This is a genomic window from Ottowia sp. VDI28, from assembly GCF_049532675.1.
GTDB lineage: Bacteria > Pseudomonadota > Gammaproteobacteria > Burkholderiales > Burkholderiaceae_C > Ottowia.
The window spans coordinates 4201833-4217091 of the sequence record NZ_CP149820.1; the positions used below are offsets into that span (position 1 = coordinate 4201833).

The window sequence follows — 15259 nt, forward strand, 5'->3', positions numbered from 1 at the left end:
TTGTATTCAGTGCCTGGATTTCCAGCGAAGGGCATAGCGATTCATCAGGTTGCCCGCAAAATCGAGGAACCAGCTGCTGATCCAGTAGATGAGCGCCGTGGTCCCAAGGATTTCCACGTAGGCAAAGCTGTTGGAGACTTCGACGTTGCTTTGATAGGTCAGCTCAGGAAGCGTGATCACCGAGAAAATGGCGGTGTCCTTGAACATCATGATGACCAGACTGGTGGTAGGCGGTATCAGGAAGCCAAGAAGCTGCGGCCAGATGATCTTCTGCTGTGTTTTCCAGTAGCCCATCCCCAGCGCCAGGGCAGCTTGCAACTGCCCCTTGGGCACACTGAGGATCGCCGCGCGCATCAACTCGCTGAAATACCCTGCCGTGTAGAAGACGGTGGTCAATATCGCGATGGAGAACGCATCGGTCGCGACTCCCAGCTTGGGGATTCCAAAATACGCCAGATAGACAATGATCAGAAAGGGTACGTTGCGTACACACTCGATGTAGGTCTTGGCAAGGCGGCTGACAAACCCATTGCCGACCAGCGTCATATAGGCCAGTGCAGTACCGACCAACAGACCCAGCGGTATGCCGATTCCGGCCACCTCCACGGTGATCTTCAGCCCACCAATCAAAGTGGGCAAGGCGGCTCGGATGACGTCGAAATCAATCATGGCGCCCCACCCTCGCCTTGACGCGGTGCTCGATGCGGCGAGAAATAGTCGACAGCGTGTAAAGCATCACAAAGTAAATGGCCGCGCTGACGGTGAAGACTTCCAGTGGGGCGTTGGTTTGCAGGTTCACGTTGCGTGCAAGGGTGGACAGCTCACTGACGGCGATGATCGAAAGCAACGACGACGCCTTGAACATGACCGTGAATTCATTGGTCAGCGGCGGCAAGGCACGCAGAAAGATCTGGGGCAAGATGATTCGCTGCCATGTCTGCCATCGGTTCATCCCAAGCGAGAAAGCAGCAGCGCGCTGCCCTACCGGGATGCTTGACAACACGCCGCGCAATACCTCGCTGATGTACGCCGAGGTGTTCATGGCCATCGCAATGATGCCGGCGGCAATCGGCGAAATAGAGATATCCAGCATGGCCGGAATCGCGTAATACACCACCAGCAGCTGTATCAGCAGGGGAATACCGCGCATCGCACTGACGTAGATGACGACCAGGTACCTGAAGGGGGCCCATGCGCTTGTTCTGGTGATGAGCAGAACGATGCCCAGCAGCACGCCCAGAACGCATGCTGCGGAGCTGATCAATACCGTCGTCAGAAGCGCTTGAGGCAATCCACTCAGAAAAGGATAGATGAACTTTTCCATTGATTGCCGAAACCGATTTACTTCAACGCACCTTCAGGCAGGTAGTTGGTGGTAGGCACATTCAAGGGGCCGCCGAACCATTTGGTTTGCAGCTTGGCCAACGTACCGTCCTTCGCGAACTCATCCAGGGACTGGTTGACGAAAGCGAGAATTTCCTTGTCCTTGGGATTGACCACCCAGGCCAGCAGCTTGGGCTCGCCGATGTTGCCAACGTCCTTGAGCTTGCCGGGGTTGGCCTTGATTTGCACGGCAGCGATATTGGAGGGAATGATGGCGGCAGTAATGGCCTTGTTTTCCAGTGCGCTCGCGACGTCGGGATAGGACGAGAAGAGCTTCATGTCGGTAAAGCCGGTTTTGCCCTGTGCCTTGAGTTTCCCGTTGAAGGCATCCGCAATGGGGATGGAAGAGGAGCCCAGCTGTGTGCCCATGATGGCTTTATCTAGGTCGTCGGGCGACTTGATGCTTTTGTCGTCGCTGCGCACCAGAATGGTGGAATTGACGATGCCGATGGGGCGGGTAAAGAGAAAGCGCTTGGCCCGCTCGGGGTTGATGCCCACGCTGGTGGCCACCATGTCGAACTTGCGCGTCATCAGGCCGGGAAGCAGCCCTTGAAAGGGCAGGTTCATCTGATTGAGCTTGACGCCCAGTTTGCCCGCCAGCAACTCCAACACGTCTCTGCCGTATCCGGTCACCTGGCCGTCTTTGACGTACTCATAGGGCTCATACGCGGCTTCGGTACCCACCGTCAACGAGCCACGTGCCTTGATGTCGGCAAGGCTGCCGCCTTCGGCATGGGCGTATGTCGCCGACAAGCTCGACACCGCGCACACCACGCCCACCAGAAAACCTTTGGCCTTGAGCATCATCGTGTATCCCTTTGGAAATATTGTTGAACTATGAAAGAGCACTCTACGCCGCATAAAAGATATTGAAAAACGATTTTTTTGATGACAAGGTTTTGAAAAATGAAACCTTTCTATACTAAAGGCCCCGGCACGATGCAAAGAGCGGCATGTATGAAAAATCAGTTCCTGGACGAGCGCAACCTGAAATCACTCAGGATTTTTTGCGCGGTGGCAGAGGCTGGCGGCTTTTCAGCCGCCGAGAAAACGCTTGCCATGTCCAAGGCATCGATTAGCAGGCACATCAACGATGTGGAGGCCGTGCTGGGAGTCAAGCTATGCGAGCGGGGGCCAAGCGGCTTCAAACTGACCCTTGCTGGCATCACCACGCTTCAGCAAGCCAGGAATGCGCTGAACTCATTGGCCAGGATCCGGGCCGAAGTGGACAACGTGCGGGGAGTGCTGTCAGGCAACATTCAAGTCGGCATCGTGGAACATATCTACAGCGAGGAGTTCGATCTCCCGAACATCCTGAGGGAGTTCGCTGAGCAGGCTCCGAACATGACGCCAAACATCCACGTCATGCCGTTTTCACAGCTGAATCTGGCACTGCGTGAGCGTCGTCTGGACGTGGCGATACGCGGCATGTATGGCGCAGACAATTACTTCAACTTCCACCCCTTTTTACGGAGCACCAAAGGTTGTATGTCCTCAAGGGCCGGGAGGAGGAGAAGGATTTGCCTTTGATTTATCGTGCCCACCCCTTCATCTACGACCTGATGAGCACCGGGAAGTACATACGCGGCCCGGTGGCCAGTGGACTCGAAGCGGTGGCCTGTCTGGTGGCGTCAGGCCAGTATGTGGGAGTGCTTCCCGAACACTACGCAAAAGAGATCAGCATGCTGCATCCGTTGGTGGAAGTGAAAAATTCACCCAATTACTCCAACAAGCTTTGCGCCATCGTCGAGAAATATCGTCCACCGTCAGCAGCGATCGACCTGTTTGTCGGGATTCTGAAAAAGTATTGTCGCTGAAGGCCGTTCACCCGTTAACTTTTGGCTAACGAGTCATCACCAGCATTTCCACGCTGCCAGTCTCGCCGTTCGCATAGGCTTGCAGTGCTTTGCCAATGACCGTTCCGGGTGCCACGGAGGCCGGCGCTCTCTTGGCATGACCTGGCAATGTCGCCGAGACGAGCAAGTCACCCGGTTTGATCGCACCTCCCTCCAAGGTCACTTTCACGGGAACTCGGCCCACGAGCGCAAGCGCGGGGATACCTGCGACATCCTCCACGCCCGCATTCATCAAAACGCCCGGCTTGGTCGTAATCACACCAGCAACAAGCGAGCTTTCCGCACCGCTGGAGAGGCGGTAATGCATGGCGTTCTCTGGGTCGATCTCCACCACATCGCCCGGTTGGGGGAGACGGCCTTTGGTATTGATCAGTTCAGCCACATCGGCACCGCCCGTTTGGGTTCCCCCATTGAAGAAACCCTTCCCGGTACTGTCAATGCGGGCCACGTTGCCCCCCTTGTAGAACACGGCAAGGTTTCCGTTGCCGTTGGATGCCACTTCCAGGGTGTTGCCGCCGTTGGCGGCATTCACGTTCTCGAAACGGCCCGCCACACCCGTGCCACCGGAGATCCCCACCTGGCCGATCACGCCAATGGCACCATTCGGGTCAGTGACAAAACCGCGGACACCGTAACCGCCTTCTCCGTCATGTCTGCCAACCACTGCGCCGATACCATGGCATTTGCCTATGTTCTGGCCGCAGACGGCCCCAGTTTGGCGCCCTACAACGGCTTCACCTGACGCACTATCTCCGATGACCGCGGCCGCGGAAATAGAAGTCACGATGCCCCAAAGCGAATTTCCACCTTGCGTTTGAACAAAAACACCTGGCCCCACACCGGCGTGGTTCACGTTGATCGCTCGGGCGCCACTTGTTCCTGGAAGCTGCACATCCACGCCCCCGCCTACTCCGCTTGTTGAAACCGTCATGACCGTATTGCTGTTTCCGGTATCGCTGATCGCGGCCCGCACAGTGCCACCAGAGCCGGATTGCGTAATATCGAAAAGGGTCGCGGCGTTGCTGACGGTAGCCGCATAGGGCACCGCAAACCCTACAGTCGGTGCGCAAGGGCCGAAGATTCCGGCCATGAAGTTAATGCACACCTGCGCGGTCTGCACAGGTAGGGTTTGCCAACCAGGAATCGAGACTTGGCCGCTTTCCTGCACGCGCCACCGCTCAGTCGAGCCAAGGCTGTCCTTGACCACCAACCCGCTTCCGGCCGAAGGTTGGACGACCACATCGGCCGCCTGCACCGCAGGGTATGCCAACAGAGCGGCGAACGCCAGGAGGGACAACTTGTGCGGCTTGGTATTGGCAGACATGAGGGGCTCCTTCTCGAACGGCTGGATGGGTTGGTAACGAGGCAATGGCAATGACCTGGATTCAGTCCCGAATATTTGCGGGCAAGTCGGAAGCAAGGGGCGCCCGTTTCGTGGAAGGGGCCGCAGCGTTTCGGGCTTGCACGGCCTTCTGCGCCCTGCTTTCAGTGGTAGGCAGATTCTGTTCAGATGCAAGCCTTGCGGGGCCGCCGGATGCCGAGCGCTCCTCCATGGAACCCGTCGCATCGAACCGCTTGCTCGCTAACAAGGGAGCAGGCGTGTCGGATGCCAATCGAAAGGCGCTTGCCTGCCCCCATGTACCTAGTGGCACGGCAATGCCGGCCACGGCAACGAGAATCCGGAATTTTTTCTGAGGATGAAGCATAGGGACCGCTCCGGTTTCGAATGCAATGCAAATGAGATACAAGCGAGATACAAGCGCGTTAGACAGCTGAATCAGTACCTACCCACGCGTGCTCTTGCACGCCTGTAGCCGCGAATGCCAAGCAGGCTCAAGAGGGCACTGACGGCGAATAGGGACCATGCAGACAATGAAGGTATGGGCTGGAACGGCAGGAGTCCATTCACGTCGTAGAAGAACCAACGGAATAGATTGCCTGAGGCCTTGGACTCATATTTAGAGGGCGAGCCTGGAGCAATCACGGACCCAACTGCCCTGTTGTCAGCCACATCCACGAACTGAATGACCTGCTGAGGTGTCGCAGACAGCATCGCCGGGGAGCCTGGCGTGGAACTTCGCACCTTCAACAGATTGCCTGCGGCGCCTTGCAAGGTCAGGGTCCCAGCGACCGTCGTGGTTTTTCCCGACTCGAACACGACCTGCTTGCCGGTGGTGCTGGTGATCGAAAGATCGTGAAACGTCGAGTCTCCGGAAATGCTGGATTGCGTTCGGGAACAGCCATCGACAATGGCAACCGTTCCGGAACCCGCGCTGAGCGTGCCGCTGTTGCTGAAATTTCCGGCAAGCGTGATCTGCGCTCCGCCTGCATTCAACGTGCCGGAGGCATCGATGGTGACATTGTCGAGGCCAGTCACTTGAGAGGCTGATGTGTTGGTGGTGCCATCGACAATGAGATCAGAGCATCCCATGTCAATAACCGCGTCTCCAAAATCGATCGTCGACCCGGCTCCGACATCCAGCCCTGCGTGAACCTCCACAGTTGCCAGAGTCAGCGAGCAAACACACACCATGGTCAATTTCGAAAAGACTCTCATGACGCCCTCTTGAACTGCAACTTGTGAAGATTGAATGAGCGCTATAGTTTTTATTCTCCAGGAGGGGAGCGTCAATTGACTGAATGGCCAATGGGGTAAACCCTAAAATGCATGCAGGCCTTCATTGGTTCAAAAAGCAGGAGAACCCTCATGCCTCATAAGGACAACACTCACCGGAACTGGTTCGATCAGGGGGCCAAGGCGTATTCACGCTTTCGCCCGGAATATCCGCCTGAGCTGGCGCGATTTCTTGCCTCCGTGTCGCCAAGCACCGCACTGGCGTTGGATGTCGGTTGCGGCAATGGCCAGTTGACCACTCAGTTGGCGGCACACTTTGACAAAGTGCTGGGGACAGACCCCAGCGCCGATCAGATCGCCAATGCCGCGGCGCATCCCCACGTGGAATATGCGAATGCCTCGGCAGAGGAGCTGTTTCCCGTGGCGGATCACAGTGCCGATCTCATCACGGCGGCGCAGGCTGCGCACTGGTTCGACCTTCCGCGCTTCTATGAAGAAGTTCGCCGCATCGGCGCACCGCACGCAGTATTGGCTTTGGTGAGCTATGGCGTGATGAAGATGGACGACGATCTTGATCCACGCTTCAGCCGCTTCTACTGGAATGAAATCGGCCCCTATTGGCCGGCAGAGCGCAAGCTCGTCGACTCCGGCTATGTGGACCTGCCGTTTCCATTTGAAGAACAGACACCGCCCTCCCTGGAGATCCGCAAGATGTGGAATCTGGAAGAGCTGCTGGGCTACATCTCCACATGGTCAGCCGTGCGGAGCGTGCGGGAAGCTGCGCGCGAGGAGATTCTTCAGGAGTTCGCGATCGACCTCGCGGCACTATGGGGAGATCCTTCCCGGAGCCGGCAGGTAAGCTGGCCAATCAATATGCGTTTGGGCACGTTATAGGCCACATTGAGTCTCTGCTAGCTGTTCGGGTGCGAGTGGCGGCGAAACATTTCGCCGGGCATTCACGGCAATGGCCTCTGCTGAGCGGATTACAGGCAGATCCACCATGCGGCCTTCGAAGCTGAACACTTCGCCGCTACGCCGGGCCGCCTCGTCGAGTACGCGGCGCGCCCACGCCACTTCGGCGTCGGAGTAGCCCAGCGCCTCATTCACACCAGCCACCTGGTCCGGATGGATGCATAGTTTGCCGCCAAAGCCAAAAGCGCGTGCACGCCGGGCATCGAGCGACAGCCGCTCGGCATTGCCGATGTCGGTCGTCACGCCGTCGATAGGTGCCGGCAAACCGGCACGGCGTGATACCGCTACCAGAGCGTTTCGCGCGAAAGCAAGTTCGGGCTCCTCGGGCGAAGCGCGCATCCCCAGATCGAGCTGAAAATCCAGATGGCCGAAGGTCAAGCGGACAACCTGTGGCACGCGCGCGATCGCGTCGAGCGCATCCAGACCAGCCAATGATTCGACCAAAGCCACGATGCCGGCCCGAGCGCCCAGGCTTTTCGCCACCGCATGCAACGCGCCCGCATCCTCAGATTTCGGCAGCATTACGGCAACCCCTTGCCCGCACCCATCACGCATCAGTGCCAGATCGTCCTCGTGCCAGGGCGTGCCTACTGCATTGACACGTACCATCGTACGCGCCAACTGTGTTGCGGTCAACTTCGGCAAGTACTGCGCCAGTTGCGCTCGCGCAGCGTTTTGCTGCTTTCGGCCACCGCGTCTTCAAGATCGACGATGATGCAGTCCGCCCCGGATTCGAGCGCCTTTGCAAAACGCTCAGGCCGAGTCGCAGGTACAAACAGCAAGCTGCGCGCATAACGCACGGCGGAAGCAGTGGTTGCCATCAGATCGTCCCCTGCGCTCGCAACGCAGCGATCTCGGTGTCCGACCGGCCCAGCTTGCGCAAAATAGATTCGCTATGCTCGCCCAGGGCGGGCACCGGATCCATGCGGGCATCGAAGGCACTCAAGGTGGCAGGCGGCAGCAACGCCTGAAGCTCTCCGGCTGGTGAGCCAATGGCGCGAAAGCGCTGGCGTGCGCGCAACTGCGGGTGCGCCCACAGGTCACCCACTTGATTGACGGCAGCATTGGCGATCTGCGCTTCGTCCAGACGGGCTATCACCTCCTGTGCCGAGAGACCGGCGAAGGTCCGCTCAATGACTGCCTTCAGTCCGGCACGGTTTTCCGTGCGGCGCACATTGGCATCGAAGCGAGGATCGGCAGCCAGTTCGGGGCAGCGCAACACGATATCGCAGAAGAGCTTCCACTCGCGCTCGTTCTGCAGGCCCAGCATGACCACCTTGCCATCGCCCGCCGTAAACGGGCCATAAGGGTAAATGGTGGCGTGCGCAGCGCCATTGCGCCCGGGCGGCTGCTGTTCCTCGTAAGCGTAGTACATGGGAAAACCCATCCATTCCGCCAGCGCTTCGAGCATGGAGATCTCGACGTGCGAGCCCTCTCCCGTGAGGCTTCTCTGCAACAGCGCGCTCAGGATACCCGTATAGGCATACATACCCGCGGCGATGTCAGCGATGGAAACACCGGCTTTGCAAGGCTCATCCTTCGTCCCCGTAATGGAGAGAAAGGCGGCTTCGCTTTGAATCAGCAGGTCGTAGGCTTTCTTGTCGCGATAAGGGCCGTCGGCACCATATCCGCTGATGTCACAGACGATGAGTTTGGGATGCAAGGCATGCAGCGCTTCGAAGGACAAGCCCATACGTGCCGCGGCACCCGGCGCCAGGTTTTGCACCAGCACATCGGCACCGGCAATGAGCTCGCTCAGCACCTGCTGCGCGGCTGGCTGCTTGAGGTCCAACCCCAGGCTTTCCTTGGAGCGGTTCGTCCAGACGAAATGCGAAGCCAGACCCCGTGTACGGTGATCGTAGGCACGCGCAAAGTCGCCCGCTCCGGGGCGTTCGATCTTGATGACGCGCGCGCCCAGGTCAGCCAATTGACGCGTGCAGAACGGCGCAGCGATCGCGTGCTCCAGCGCAATGACGGTCATTCCGTTCAAAGGACCTTTCCTGTCTTGCATGGTGTACCTTTGCTATCGATTTCTATTCGATCTCGGCATTGGCTTGCATAGCCAGTTGCCCTTGCGGTCCACTCGCCCAGAGACGGGCCTTGTTTCCGTCAAGCCGGCCATTGACGGCGAACGAAGCCGTGTCGAACAGGGGGCTGACGGCCTTGAATTCAAAGGTCTTGACGGTTTTTCCCGGGCAGGTACGGCGCAGTTCCTCCAGGAGCAGCGTGGCAATCAGCGGGCCATGCACCACAAGGCCTGGATAGCCCTCTTCCTGCATCACGTAGGACCGGTCGTAATGGATGCGGTGTCCGTTGAAAGTCAGCGCCGAGTAACGCATCAGCAACACCGGATCAGGGATGATAGTACGCGAGAACTGCCCATCAGCCGGGACGGCAGCGGGTTGAGGCGCGGGTGCGCCCGGAGCTGGCGGATCACGGTAGACGATGTCCTGCTCCTCCCGGATCGCCACACCTTGTCCATCGGAAACTTCATGCAGCACGGTCACGAACACCAGGGAGCCACTGCGGCCTGATTTCTCCTGCACGCTCTTGATACGTGAAATTCGCCGCACAGGCTCTCCCACCCTCAGAGGGCGCAGAAAGCCCAGCCGTCCTCCTGCCCACATGCGCCTGGGCAGTGTGACCGGCGGAAGAAAACCTCCACGCCGGGGGTGTCCGTCCGCGCCGATATTGGACTGGCGCTCGCCCGGCAGAAAGTACAGCCAGTGCCACAACGGCGGCAAGCATTGCGGCAGCTCAGACGGGTCGGCGGCATCCAGCATCGCCTGCATCAGACGGATTGGCGTTTGAACGATTTGATCCGTGCTCTCCTCCGTGCGGCCCACCCATGCGCCGTAAGAAGAAAGAGAAGGAGAGGTTTCAGAACTCATGTGCTTGGCACTCCGGGCTCAGAACGTGTTGGGGATTTCAATACGAACGAGGCAGCTCGAGCACGTGCTCAGCCACATGGCTCAGGATCATGTTGGTGGAGATCGGCGCAACCTGGTAGAGGCGTGTTTCGCGGAATTTGCGCTCTACGTCGTATTCGCAGGCAAAGCCAAAACCCCCGTGCGTCTGCAAGCAGGTGTTAGCGGCCTCCCAACTGGCCTTGGCGGCCAGGTACTTGGCCATGTTGGCCTCGACACCGGCATTCTGGCGCGCATCAAGCTTCTGGCAGGCGCGCCAGCGCATGAGGTTGGCGGCCTCCAGTTCGATGAACGCTTGGGCCAACGGAAACTGTATGCCTTGATTCTGGCCGATGGGCCGCCCGAAGACCTTGCGCTCATTGGCGTAGTCGCGCGCTTTTTCCAGGAACCAGTAGCCGTCACCGATGCATTCGGCAGCAATCAGCGTGCGCTCAGCATTCAGGCCTTCGAAAATGACCTTCAGGCCCTTGCCTTCGGTGCCCAGCAAAGCGTCCTCGGGCAGCTCCAGGTTGTCGAAGAAGAGCTCGTTCGTTTCGTGGTTGACCATGTTGAGAATAGGCTGCACGGTCAGGCCATTGCCGATGGCTTTGTCCAGCTCGACGATGAAGCATGAAAGGCCTTCGCTCTTCTTCTGCACCTGATCCAGTGGCGTGGTGCGCGCCAGCAGAATCAGAAGATCGCTGTGCTGCACGCGCGAGATCCACACCTTTTGTCCGTTGACAACCCAACGGCCATCTTTTTTCACGGCGGTAGTCTTGAGTTTGGTGGTATCGCTGCCGGTGGTGGGTTCGGTCACCCCCATGGACTGCACGCGCAGATCACCCGCCGCGATCCTGGGAAGGTACTTCTGCTTCTGCACCTCGGTTCCGCTGAACACGATGGTGTTCATCACATACATTTGGCCGTGGCAGGCGCCCGAATTACCGCCTGAGCGATTGATCTCTTCCATGATGACCGAAGCCTCCGCCATCGAAAGGCCGGGCCCTCCATACGCCTGGGGGATCAAGGCCGCCAGCCAACCCGCCTTGGTCAGCGCATTCACGAATTCCTCGGGGTAGCCGCGCTTTTCGTCAATCTTGCGATGGTATTCAGCAGGAAACTGGCTGCACAAGCCGCGCACCGCGTCGCGGATTTCCTGGTAGTGATCGGGGGCCGAGAGGCTGCTCATCGAATATCTCCGGGTATATGGAGTGTGGAGTAGATGTCCTTTTTCAATAATAATATTTGATTGATTACTAAAAAAATAGAATTTTTTGATTGATCGATCATCTTTCGGTATCGAAGGACAGGAAGTCTCATGGATCTGAAGCAGCTTCGTGCTTTCGTCACAGTGGCGGAAACCGGTAACGTGACTCGCGCCGCCAGTTTGCTGAATCTGGTGCAACCAGCCGTCTCGCGCCAGCTGCGCCTGCTTGAGGAAGACTTGGGCACCGAGCTGTTTGACCGCAGCCGCCATGGCATGCAGCTCACCTCTTCCGGCACGACCATGCTGGAATACGCGCGCCGCATCCTCAATGAGGTGGAGCGCGCCAAGGCCGAGATCCAGCCGACCGAAGGACCGGTGTCTGGGATCGTCAGCATCGGCCTGCTGGCGAGCACTTCAGACCTGTTAGCCACGCGGTTGGCCACTGAAGTTGCTCAGCGCTACCCGCACATCCGCCTTCGGTTGACCATTGGGTATGCAGGCCATCTGCAGCATTGGATTGAAGCCGGAGATATCGATGCTGCCCTGCTCTATGGCCGCAAGGAAACACCTTCGCTGCAGGTCAAGGCCTTGATCGAGGAAAGCCTGTGGGTGGTTGCCGCGCCGTCCGCCGGCCTTTCGCACAGACGCCCGCTCGCCCTGTCGCGCGTGGCACGCGAACCCTTTGTGTTGCCCGCCGCGCCCCAGGGGTTACGCGCCGCCATTGAACACGCCGCGGCCGAAGCCGATATCACGCTTCAGGTATTTGCCGAAACCAACGCGCTGAGCGTGCAGAAGGAGCTGGTCGTGCAAGGCCATGGTTGGACGATTCTGCCTGCCGTGGCCGTGACCAACGAGGTCGAACGGGGCCTGCTATGCGCGGCGCCGCTTGCACGCCCGGGCCTGAAACGCACCATCGTCCTGGCCGCGCCCAGCAGCCGGCAGGCTACCGCCCCCGTCCGTTGCGTAGTCGGTGTGCTGGTGGACTGCGTCAAGACCACCTTCCAGCAGGGGTGCTGGCCGGATGCCCGCTGGCTAAGTTAAGACGATGCCGGACAAGTGATTGGCATCCACAAGGGCATCCTTTTCCCGGGATCACTGGGGCTCGATGCCGAGCTTCGTGATGATCTGCCCCATCTGCTCGCCATCGCTCGCGAACCGTTTCTGAAACTCCTCTGGCGTCGTGGCACGCGGCGACATGCCCATCTGATGGAAGCGGTCCTTGATCTCGGGGGCCGTCATAGCCAGGCGCACGGCCGCACTGATCTTCTTGACGATCTCTGGAGGGGTTCCGCTCTTCATGCAGATTCCCGTCCAGGCCTCCGCCGTAAAAGGAATGCCCTGCTCCGCGAAAGTCGGCACGTTGGGAAGAGTCGGTGAGCGTTCATTGGTCGCAACACCCAACGCCTTGAGCTTCCCCGACGGCAGGTAGCTCGCGAACGACGCTTCCTGATCAAAGGTCAAGCTGATCTGCCCACCAAGCAGGTCGGTCAGCGTTTGCTGGCCGCTTTTATAGGGTACATGGCGCAATTGGATTTTTTCCTTGGCGTACCACATCTCAGCCGCCAGATGGCTCATGGTTCCGATCCCGGGAGATCCGTATGGAATCTCGCCCGGCTTCTTCCTGGCCAGCTCCACCAGTTGCTTGAGGTTGTCAGCTGGCAACTCCGGACGGGCCACTAGGAAATAGGGAACGGAGGCCAGTTGAGCGACAGGAAGAATATCCTTGGACGCATTGAACGAAAGGCCCTTGAACAACCGGTTCATGACGGTCAGGCTGCTGGTGCACGCCCACATGGTGTAGCCGTCGGCTGGAGCCGCCAGCAACTGCGCAGCAGCAACGCCACCGCTCGCGCCAGGCTTGTTGACGACAATAACCGCTTGCCCAAGCTGATCGGAGAGCTTGGTTCCGACCTGCCTGGCAATGATGTCGGTGACCCCTCCCGGACCGAACCCCACCAGGAATGTAATGGGGCCACGCTTGGGATAGTCGTCTGCCGCTCGGGCGGGCGCCGGCGCGACCCACTGCAAGGAAATGAGCGACGCGGCAACAATGCCGGAGAATTTCTTCAGGAACATGGCTTTCCTCCGCTGATATGGGCAAAGTGGGAAGTACGGCAGAGCAATGAAAACTACGCCTCAGTCGCGGCAGGCGATGCGACCACATTGCAGACGGCGACACGCTTGCTGGCGATGTAGTCCTTCTGCCAGTCGTGCGAGTGGCCGGGTTGATTGCGATGCAGTTCGATGGCGGCTTCGTCGCGCCATAGCTCGATGAGCATGATGCGCCCGTCCGGCTTTTGGGGCACGGCCAGTTCCATGCGCAGGCACCCTTCGTCATGGCGCATGCAATGCTCCGATTCTTCGCGCAATCGTTGCATCAAACCATCGAAGCGGCCCGGCAGGGCTTCGAACTCTATATAGACACCAATCGGCATGTTTTTCCTTTAAGTCAGGCGAGGAAATCGGGACAGGATCCGGGGGCCCAAGCCGGACTCCACAGCGCGCTCGATGGCCGCCGCAGCGCGAAGCAATGCCGCGTCATCGCCTCTCGATGCGACCACCGTGATGCCAAAGGGGCGTCCATCGGCATCAGCGCCAGCGGGTAGCGCCACGACAGGAGCCCCGGCCTTTCCGGTGATCTTGGCCGCGCAGGCCATCGGAACAAGCAATACATCGGCATGGTGTGCCGCCAGCGCGGCGTCGATTCCACCCGGGCCGCACAACGCGACATCCTGAGCGCGATCCCAGCGATACTGGCCCGAGTCAAGGCCGAAGGCCGATGCGGCCGCCATGAGCAGCGACTGGCCGAAGGGAATATGCTGCGGATGAGCATCGTTCCAGGCGATCAGTGCATCCAGCGAGGCGATACCGCAGGGCTCGTGGTGATCGGCAAGGAACACATTCAGTGCGGCCTTGAACTCCGTCCGGAATACACAGGAACGTACATCAAGGACCGCAGAAGCGCTCGGTATCTCGCACGGATCGACGATCTGAGCACCGCCAGACGCCAGCAGCGACAGAACCGTCTCGAAGCACGCCATGGAGCCCGCCACCTCGGGGCGATCGGCGATGGCTCGGCGTGGAACGCCGATCCGCAGCGAGGACAGTGGAATCTCGCCACCCAGCGCCCCGTAGCGAGCACCCAAGGTAGCACTGTCGCGGCAATCGGGGCCCGCCAGGCACTCCAGCGCAAGTGTGGCATCGGCCACGTTGCGCGTGATCGGTCCTGGACTGTCCTGGCTTGGTACCAAAGGCACCACGCCCGCCCGGCTGACCAAACCAACTGATGGTTTCACAGCCACCACCGACGAATGGCAGGCAGGCGATTGAAGCGAGTTCTGCGTCTCCGTGCCAATGGCCAGCGGCACAAGACTCGCAGCCACGGCGGCGACGGAACCTACGCTTGAGCCCAGGCCGCGCCCATAGGGTTCGCTTGTATGCGGATTCAGCACCATACCGCCGACACCGCTGAAGCCCGCGGGCATCGTGTCGGAGACGTAATCCGCGAGCTCAGTCATGTGGCACTTTCCGACCACAATGGCGCCGGCAGCGCGCAGTCTCGCCACCAGCGTGGCGTCGCGGCGGACCTTGAAATCCGCCAGCGCGGCGGCACCGGCACTGGCTCGCAAGCCATCGCCGGTCAGAATATTGTCCTTCAGCAGGATGGGAATGCCGCCCAGCGCGCCCAGCGGCTCGCCGCGTTCAATCCGGCGGTCGACCGCTGCCGCCTCGTCGAACGCTTGCGCCGACAATTCGCGAACGGCATTGATGCCACCGCTCGCCTGGCTGACAGCGGCAATGCGCAGCAGTGTCCATTGCATGAGTTCTCGTGCTGACAACTGCCTTGTCGACAGCAAACCCTGCAAATCCTGGATACCGCCCTGTTCCAAGACCTGATCAATGAGGTGTTCCATTGGCATCTCAGTGCTCCAGGACCCTGAATGTCATTGGTGACGCGCGTGGCCGAAAAACGGACGGCGACGAACAAGTCCTAAACGGCCGCCTGCAGCGCGATCTCGATCAGCATCGAATCCGGACCTACAAGCGGCGATCCAATGGTGGCACGTGAAGGCGCGCACCCAGGGGTCACCCAGGCTTCCCAGATCTCGTTCATGGCGTCAAAGTCGGCGCCGTTGCGCAACCAGATGTTGGCGTAAAGAATCTTCGATTTGTCCGTGCCGGCCAAAGCAAGAAGACGATCCACCTGCGCCAGCACCTGCCGCGTTTGCCCACGGATGTCTGCCGCCAGATCCTCGGCGGTCTGGCCACTCACGAAAGCTCTGCCCTCGTGCACCAAGACTTGGCTCAAACGCTTGCCGGATTCGTATCGCTTGATGGTCATGCTGTCCTCTCATTGAAA

Annotated in this window: 16 protein-coding genes and 1 pseudogene; 4 read left to right on the forward strand and 13 right to left on the reverse strand. The window is 59.4% G+C overall.

The window, feature by feature from the left end; translation table 11 throughout:
• Positions 1 to 6 precede the first annotated feature (6 nt).
• From WJU18_RS19975 to WJU18_RS19985, 3 genes are read right to left on the reverse strand one after another with little or no spacing between them, the layout of a single operon-like run.
• Entirely contained in the window at positions 7 to 669 is a 663-nt protein-coding gene (locus tag WJU18_RS19975) for an amino acid ABC transporter permease (protein WP_423455078.1), read from the reverse strand.
• Positions 662 to 1324 carry an amino acid ABC transporter permease gene (locus tag WJU18_RS19980; RefSeq protein WP_423455080.1) on the reverse strand — a complete coding sequence of 221 codons (663 nt, stop codon included), beginning with the start codon at positions 1322 to 1324 and terminating at the stop codon, positions 662 to 664. The genes WJU18_RS19975 and WJU18_RS19980 overlap by 8 nt, the downstream gene beginning before the upstream one ends.
• 17 nt (positions 1325 to 1341) lie before the next feature.
• Positions 1342 to 2190: a transporter substrate-binding domain-containing protein gene (locus tag WJU18_RS19985; RefSeq protein WP_423455082.1), complete on the reverse strand. Its 849-nt coding sequence runs from the start codon at positions 2188 to 2190 to the stop codon at positions 1342 to 1344.
• A 99-nt stretch (positions 2191 to 2289) separates the two neighbouring features.
• Between WJU18_RS19985 and WJU18_RS19990 the strand changes: the two genes are divergently transcribed.
• Positions 2290 to 2913, forward strand: a complete 624-nt coding sequence (locus tag WJU18_RS19990) for a LysR family transcriptional regulator (protein WP_423455084.1) — start codon at positions 2290 to 2292, stop codon at positions 2911 to 2913.
• Entirely contained in the window at positions 2904 to 3200 is a 297-nt protein-coding gene (locus WJU18_RS19995) for a hypothetical protein (protein WP_423455085.1), read from the forward strand. Before WJU18_RS19990 ends, WJU18_RS19995 begins: the two co-directional genes overlap by 10 nt.
• Positions 3201 to 3225: 25 nt before the next feature.
• Here the strand turns inward: WJU18_RS19995 and WJU18_RS20000 are convergent, their stop codons facing one another.
• Positions 3226 to 4563, reverse strand: a complete 1338-nt coding sequence (locus tag WJU18_RS20000; RefSeq protein WP_423455087.1) for a hypothetical protein — start codon at positions 4561 to 4563, stop codon at positions 3226 to 3228.
• 453 nt (positions 4564 to 5016) lie between these two features.
• Positions 5017 to 5796, reverse strand: a complete 780-nt coding sequence (locus WJU18_RS20005; protein ID WP_423455088.1) for a hypothetical protein — start codon at positions 5794 to 5796, stop codon at positions 5017 to 5019.
• A gap of 150 nt (positions 5797 to 5946) precedes the next feature.
• Here WJU18_RS20005 and WJU18_RS20010 point away from each other — a divergent pair, with 150 nt between their 5' ends.
• A complete protein-coding gene (locus WJU18_RS20010) occupies positions 5947 to 6708 on the forward strand; it encodes a class I SAM-dependent methyltransferase (protein WP_423455090.1) in 762 nt (253 codons plus the stop codon).
• Here WJU18_RS20010 and WJU18_RS20015 read toward each other — a convergent pair.
• The 4 genes and pseudogenes from WJU18_RS20015 to WJU18_RS20030 all read right to left on the reverse strand — a co-directional run bounded on the left by WJU18_RS20015 (position 6703) and on the right by WJU18_RS20030 (position 10881).
• Positions 6703 to 7607, reverse strand: a pseudogene (locus WJU18_RS20015) (HpcH/HpaI aldolase/citrate lyase family protein). The gene WJU18_RS20010 and the pseudogene WJU18_RS20015 overlap by 6 nt on opposite strands.
• On the reverse strand, positions 7607 to 8797 hold the full coding sequence (locus WJU18_RS20020) for a CaiB/BaiF CoA transferase family protein (protein ID WP_423455092.1): 1191 nt from the start codon (positions 8795 to 8797) through the stop codon (positions 7607 to 7609). The pseudogene WJU18_RS20015 and the gene WJU18_RS20020 overlap by 1 nt, the downstream one beginning before the upstream one ends.
• 22 nt (positions 8798 to 8819) lie before the next feature.
• Positions 8820 to 9677: an FAS1-like dehydratase domain-containing protein gene (locus tag WJU18_RS20025; RefSeq protein ID WP_423455094.1), complete on the reverse strand. Its 858-nt coding sequence runs from the start codon at positions 9675 to 9677 to the stop codon at positions 8820 to 8822.
• 37 nt (positions 9678 to 9714) lie between these two features.
• Positions 9715 to 10881: an acyl-CoA dehydrogenase family protein gene (locus tag WJU18_RS20030; RefSeq protein WP_423455096.1), complete on the reverse strand. Its 1167-nt coding sequence runs from the start codon at positions 10879 to 10881 to the stop codon at positions 9715 to 9717.
• Positions 10882 to 11010: 129 nt separating this feature from the next.
• Between WJU18_RS20030 and WJU18_RS20035 the strand changes: the two genes are divergently transcribed.
• A complete protein-coding gene (locus WJU18_RS20035; RefSeq protein WP_423455098.1) occupies positions 11011 to 11940 on the forward strand; it encodes a LysR family transcriptional regulator in 930 nt (309 codons plus the stop codon).
• 51 nt (positions 11941 to 11991) lie between these two features.
• On the opposite strand, the gene WJU18_RS20040 is transcribed toward WJU18_RS20035, so the two are convergent.
• The 4 genes from WJU18_RS20040 to WJU18_RS20055 form a co-directional block, all read right to left on the reverse strand.
• On the reverse strand, positions 11992 to 12975 hold the full coding sequence (locus WJU18_RS20040) for a Bug family tripartite tricarboxylate transporter substrate binding protein (RefSeq protein ID WP_423455099.1): 984 nt from the start codon (positions 12973 to 12975) through the stop codon (positions 11992 to 11994).
• A gap of 53 nt (positions 12976 to 13028) precedes the next feature.
• A complete protein-coding gene (locus WJU18_RS20045) occupies positions 13029 to 13334 on the reverse strand; it encodes a putative quinol monooxygenase (RefSeq protein WP_423455100.1) in 306 nt (101 codons plus the stop codon).
• A 9-nt stretch (positions 13335 to 13343) separates the two neighbouring features.
• Positions 13344 to 14813, reverse strand: coding sequence for an amidase family protein (locus tag WJU18_RS20050; RefSeq protein WP_423455102.1), 1470 nt, complete (start codon positions 14811 to 14813; stop codon positions 13344 to 13346).
• A 77-nt stretch (positions 14814 to 14890) separates the two neighbouring features.
• Positions 14891 to 15241, reverse strand: coding sequence for a RidA family protein (locus tag WJU18_RS20055; protein ID WP_423455103.1), 351 nt, complete (start codon positions 15239 to 15241; stop codon positions 14891 to 14893).
• Between the last annotated feature and the right edge of the window lie 18 nt (positions 15242 to 15259).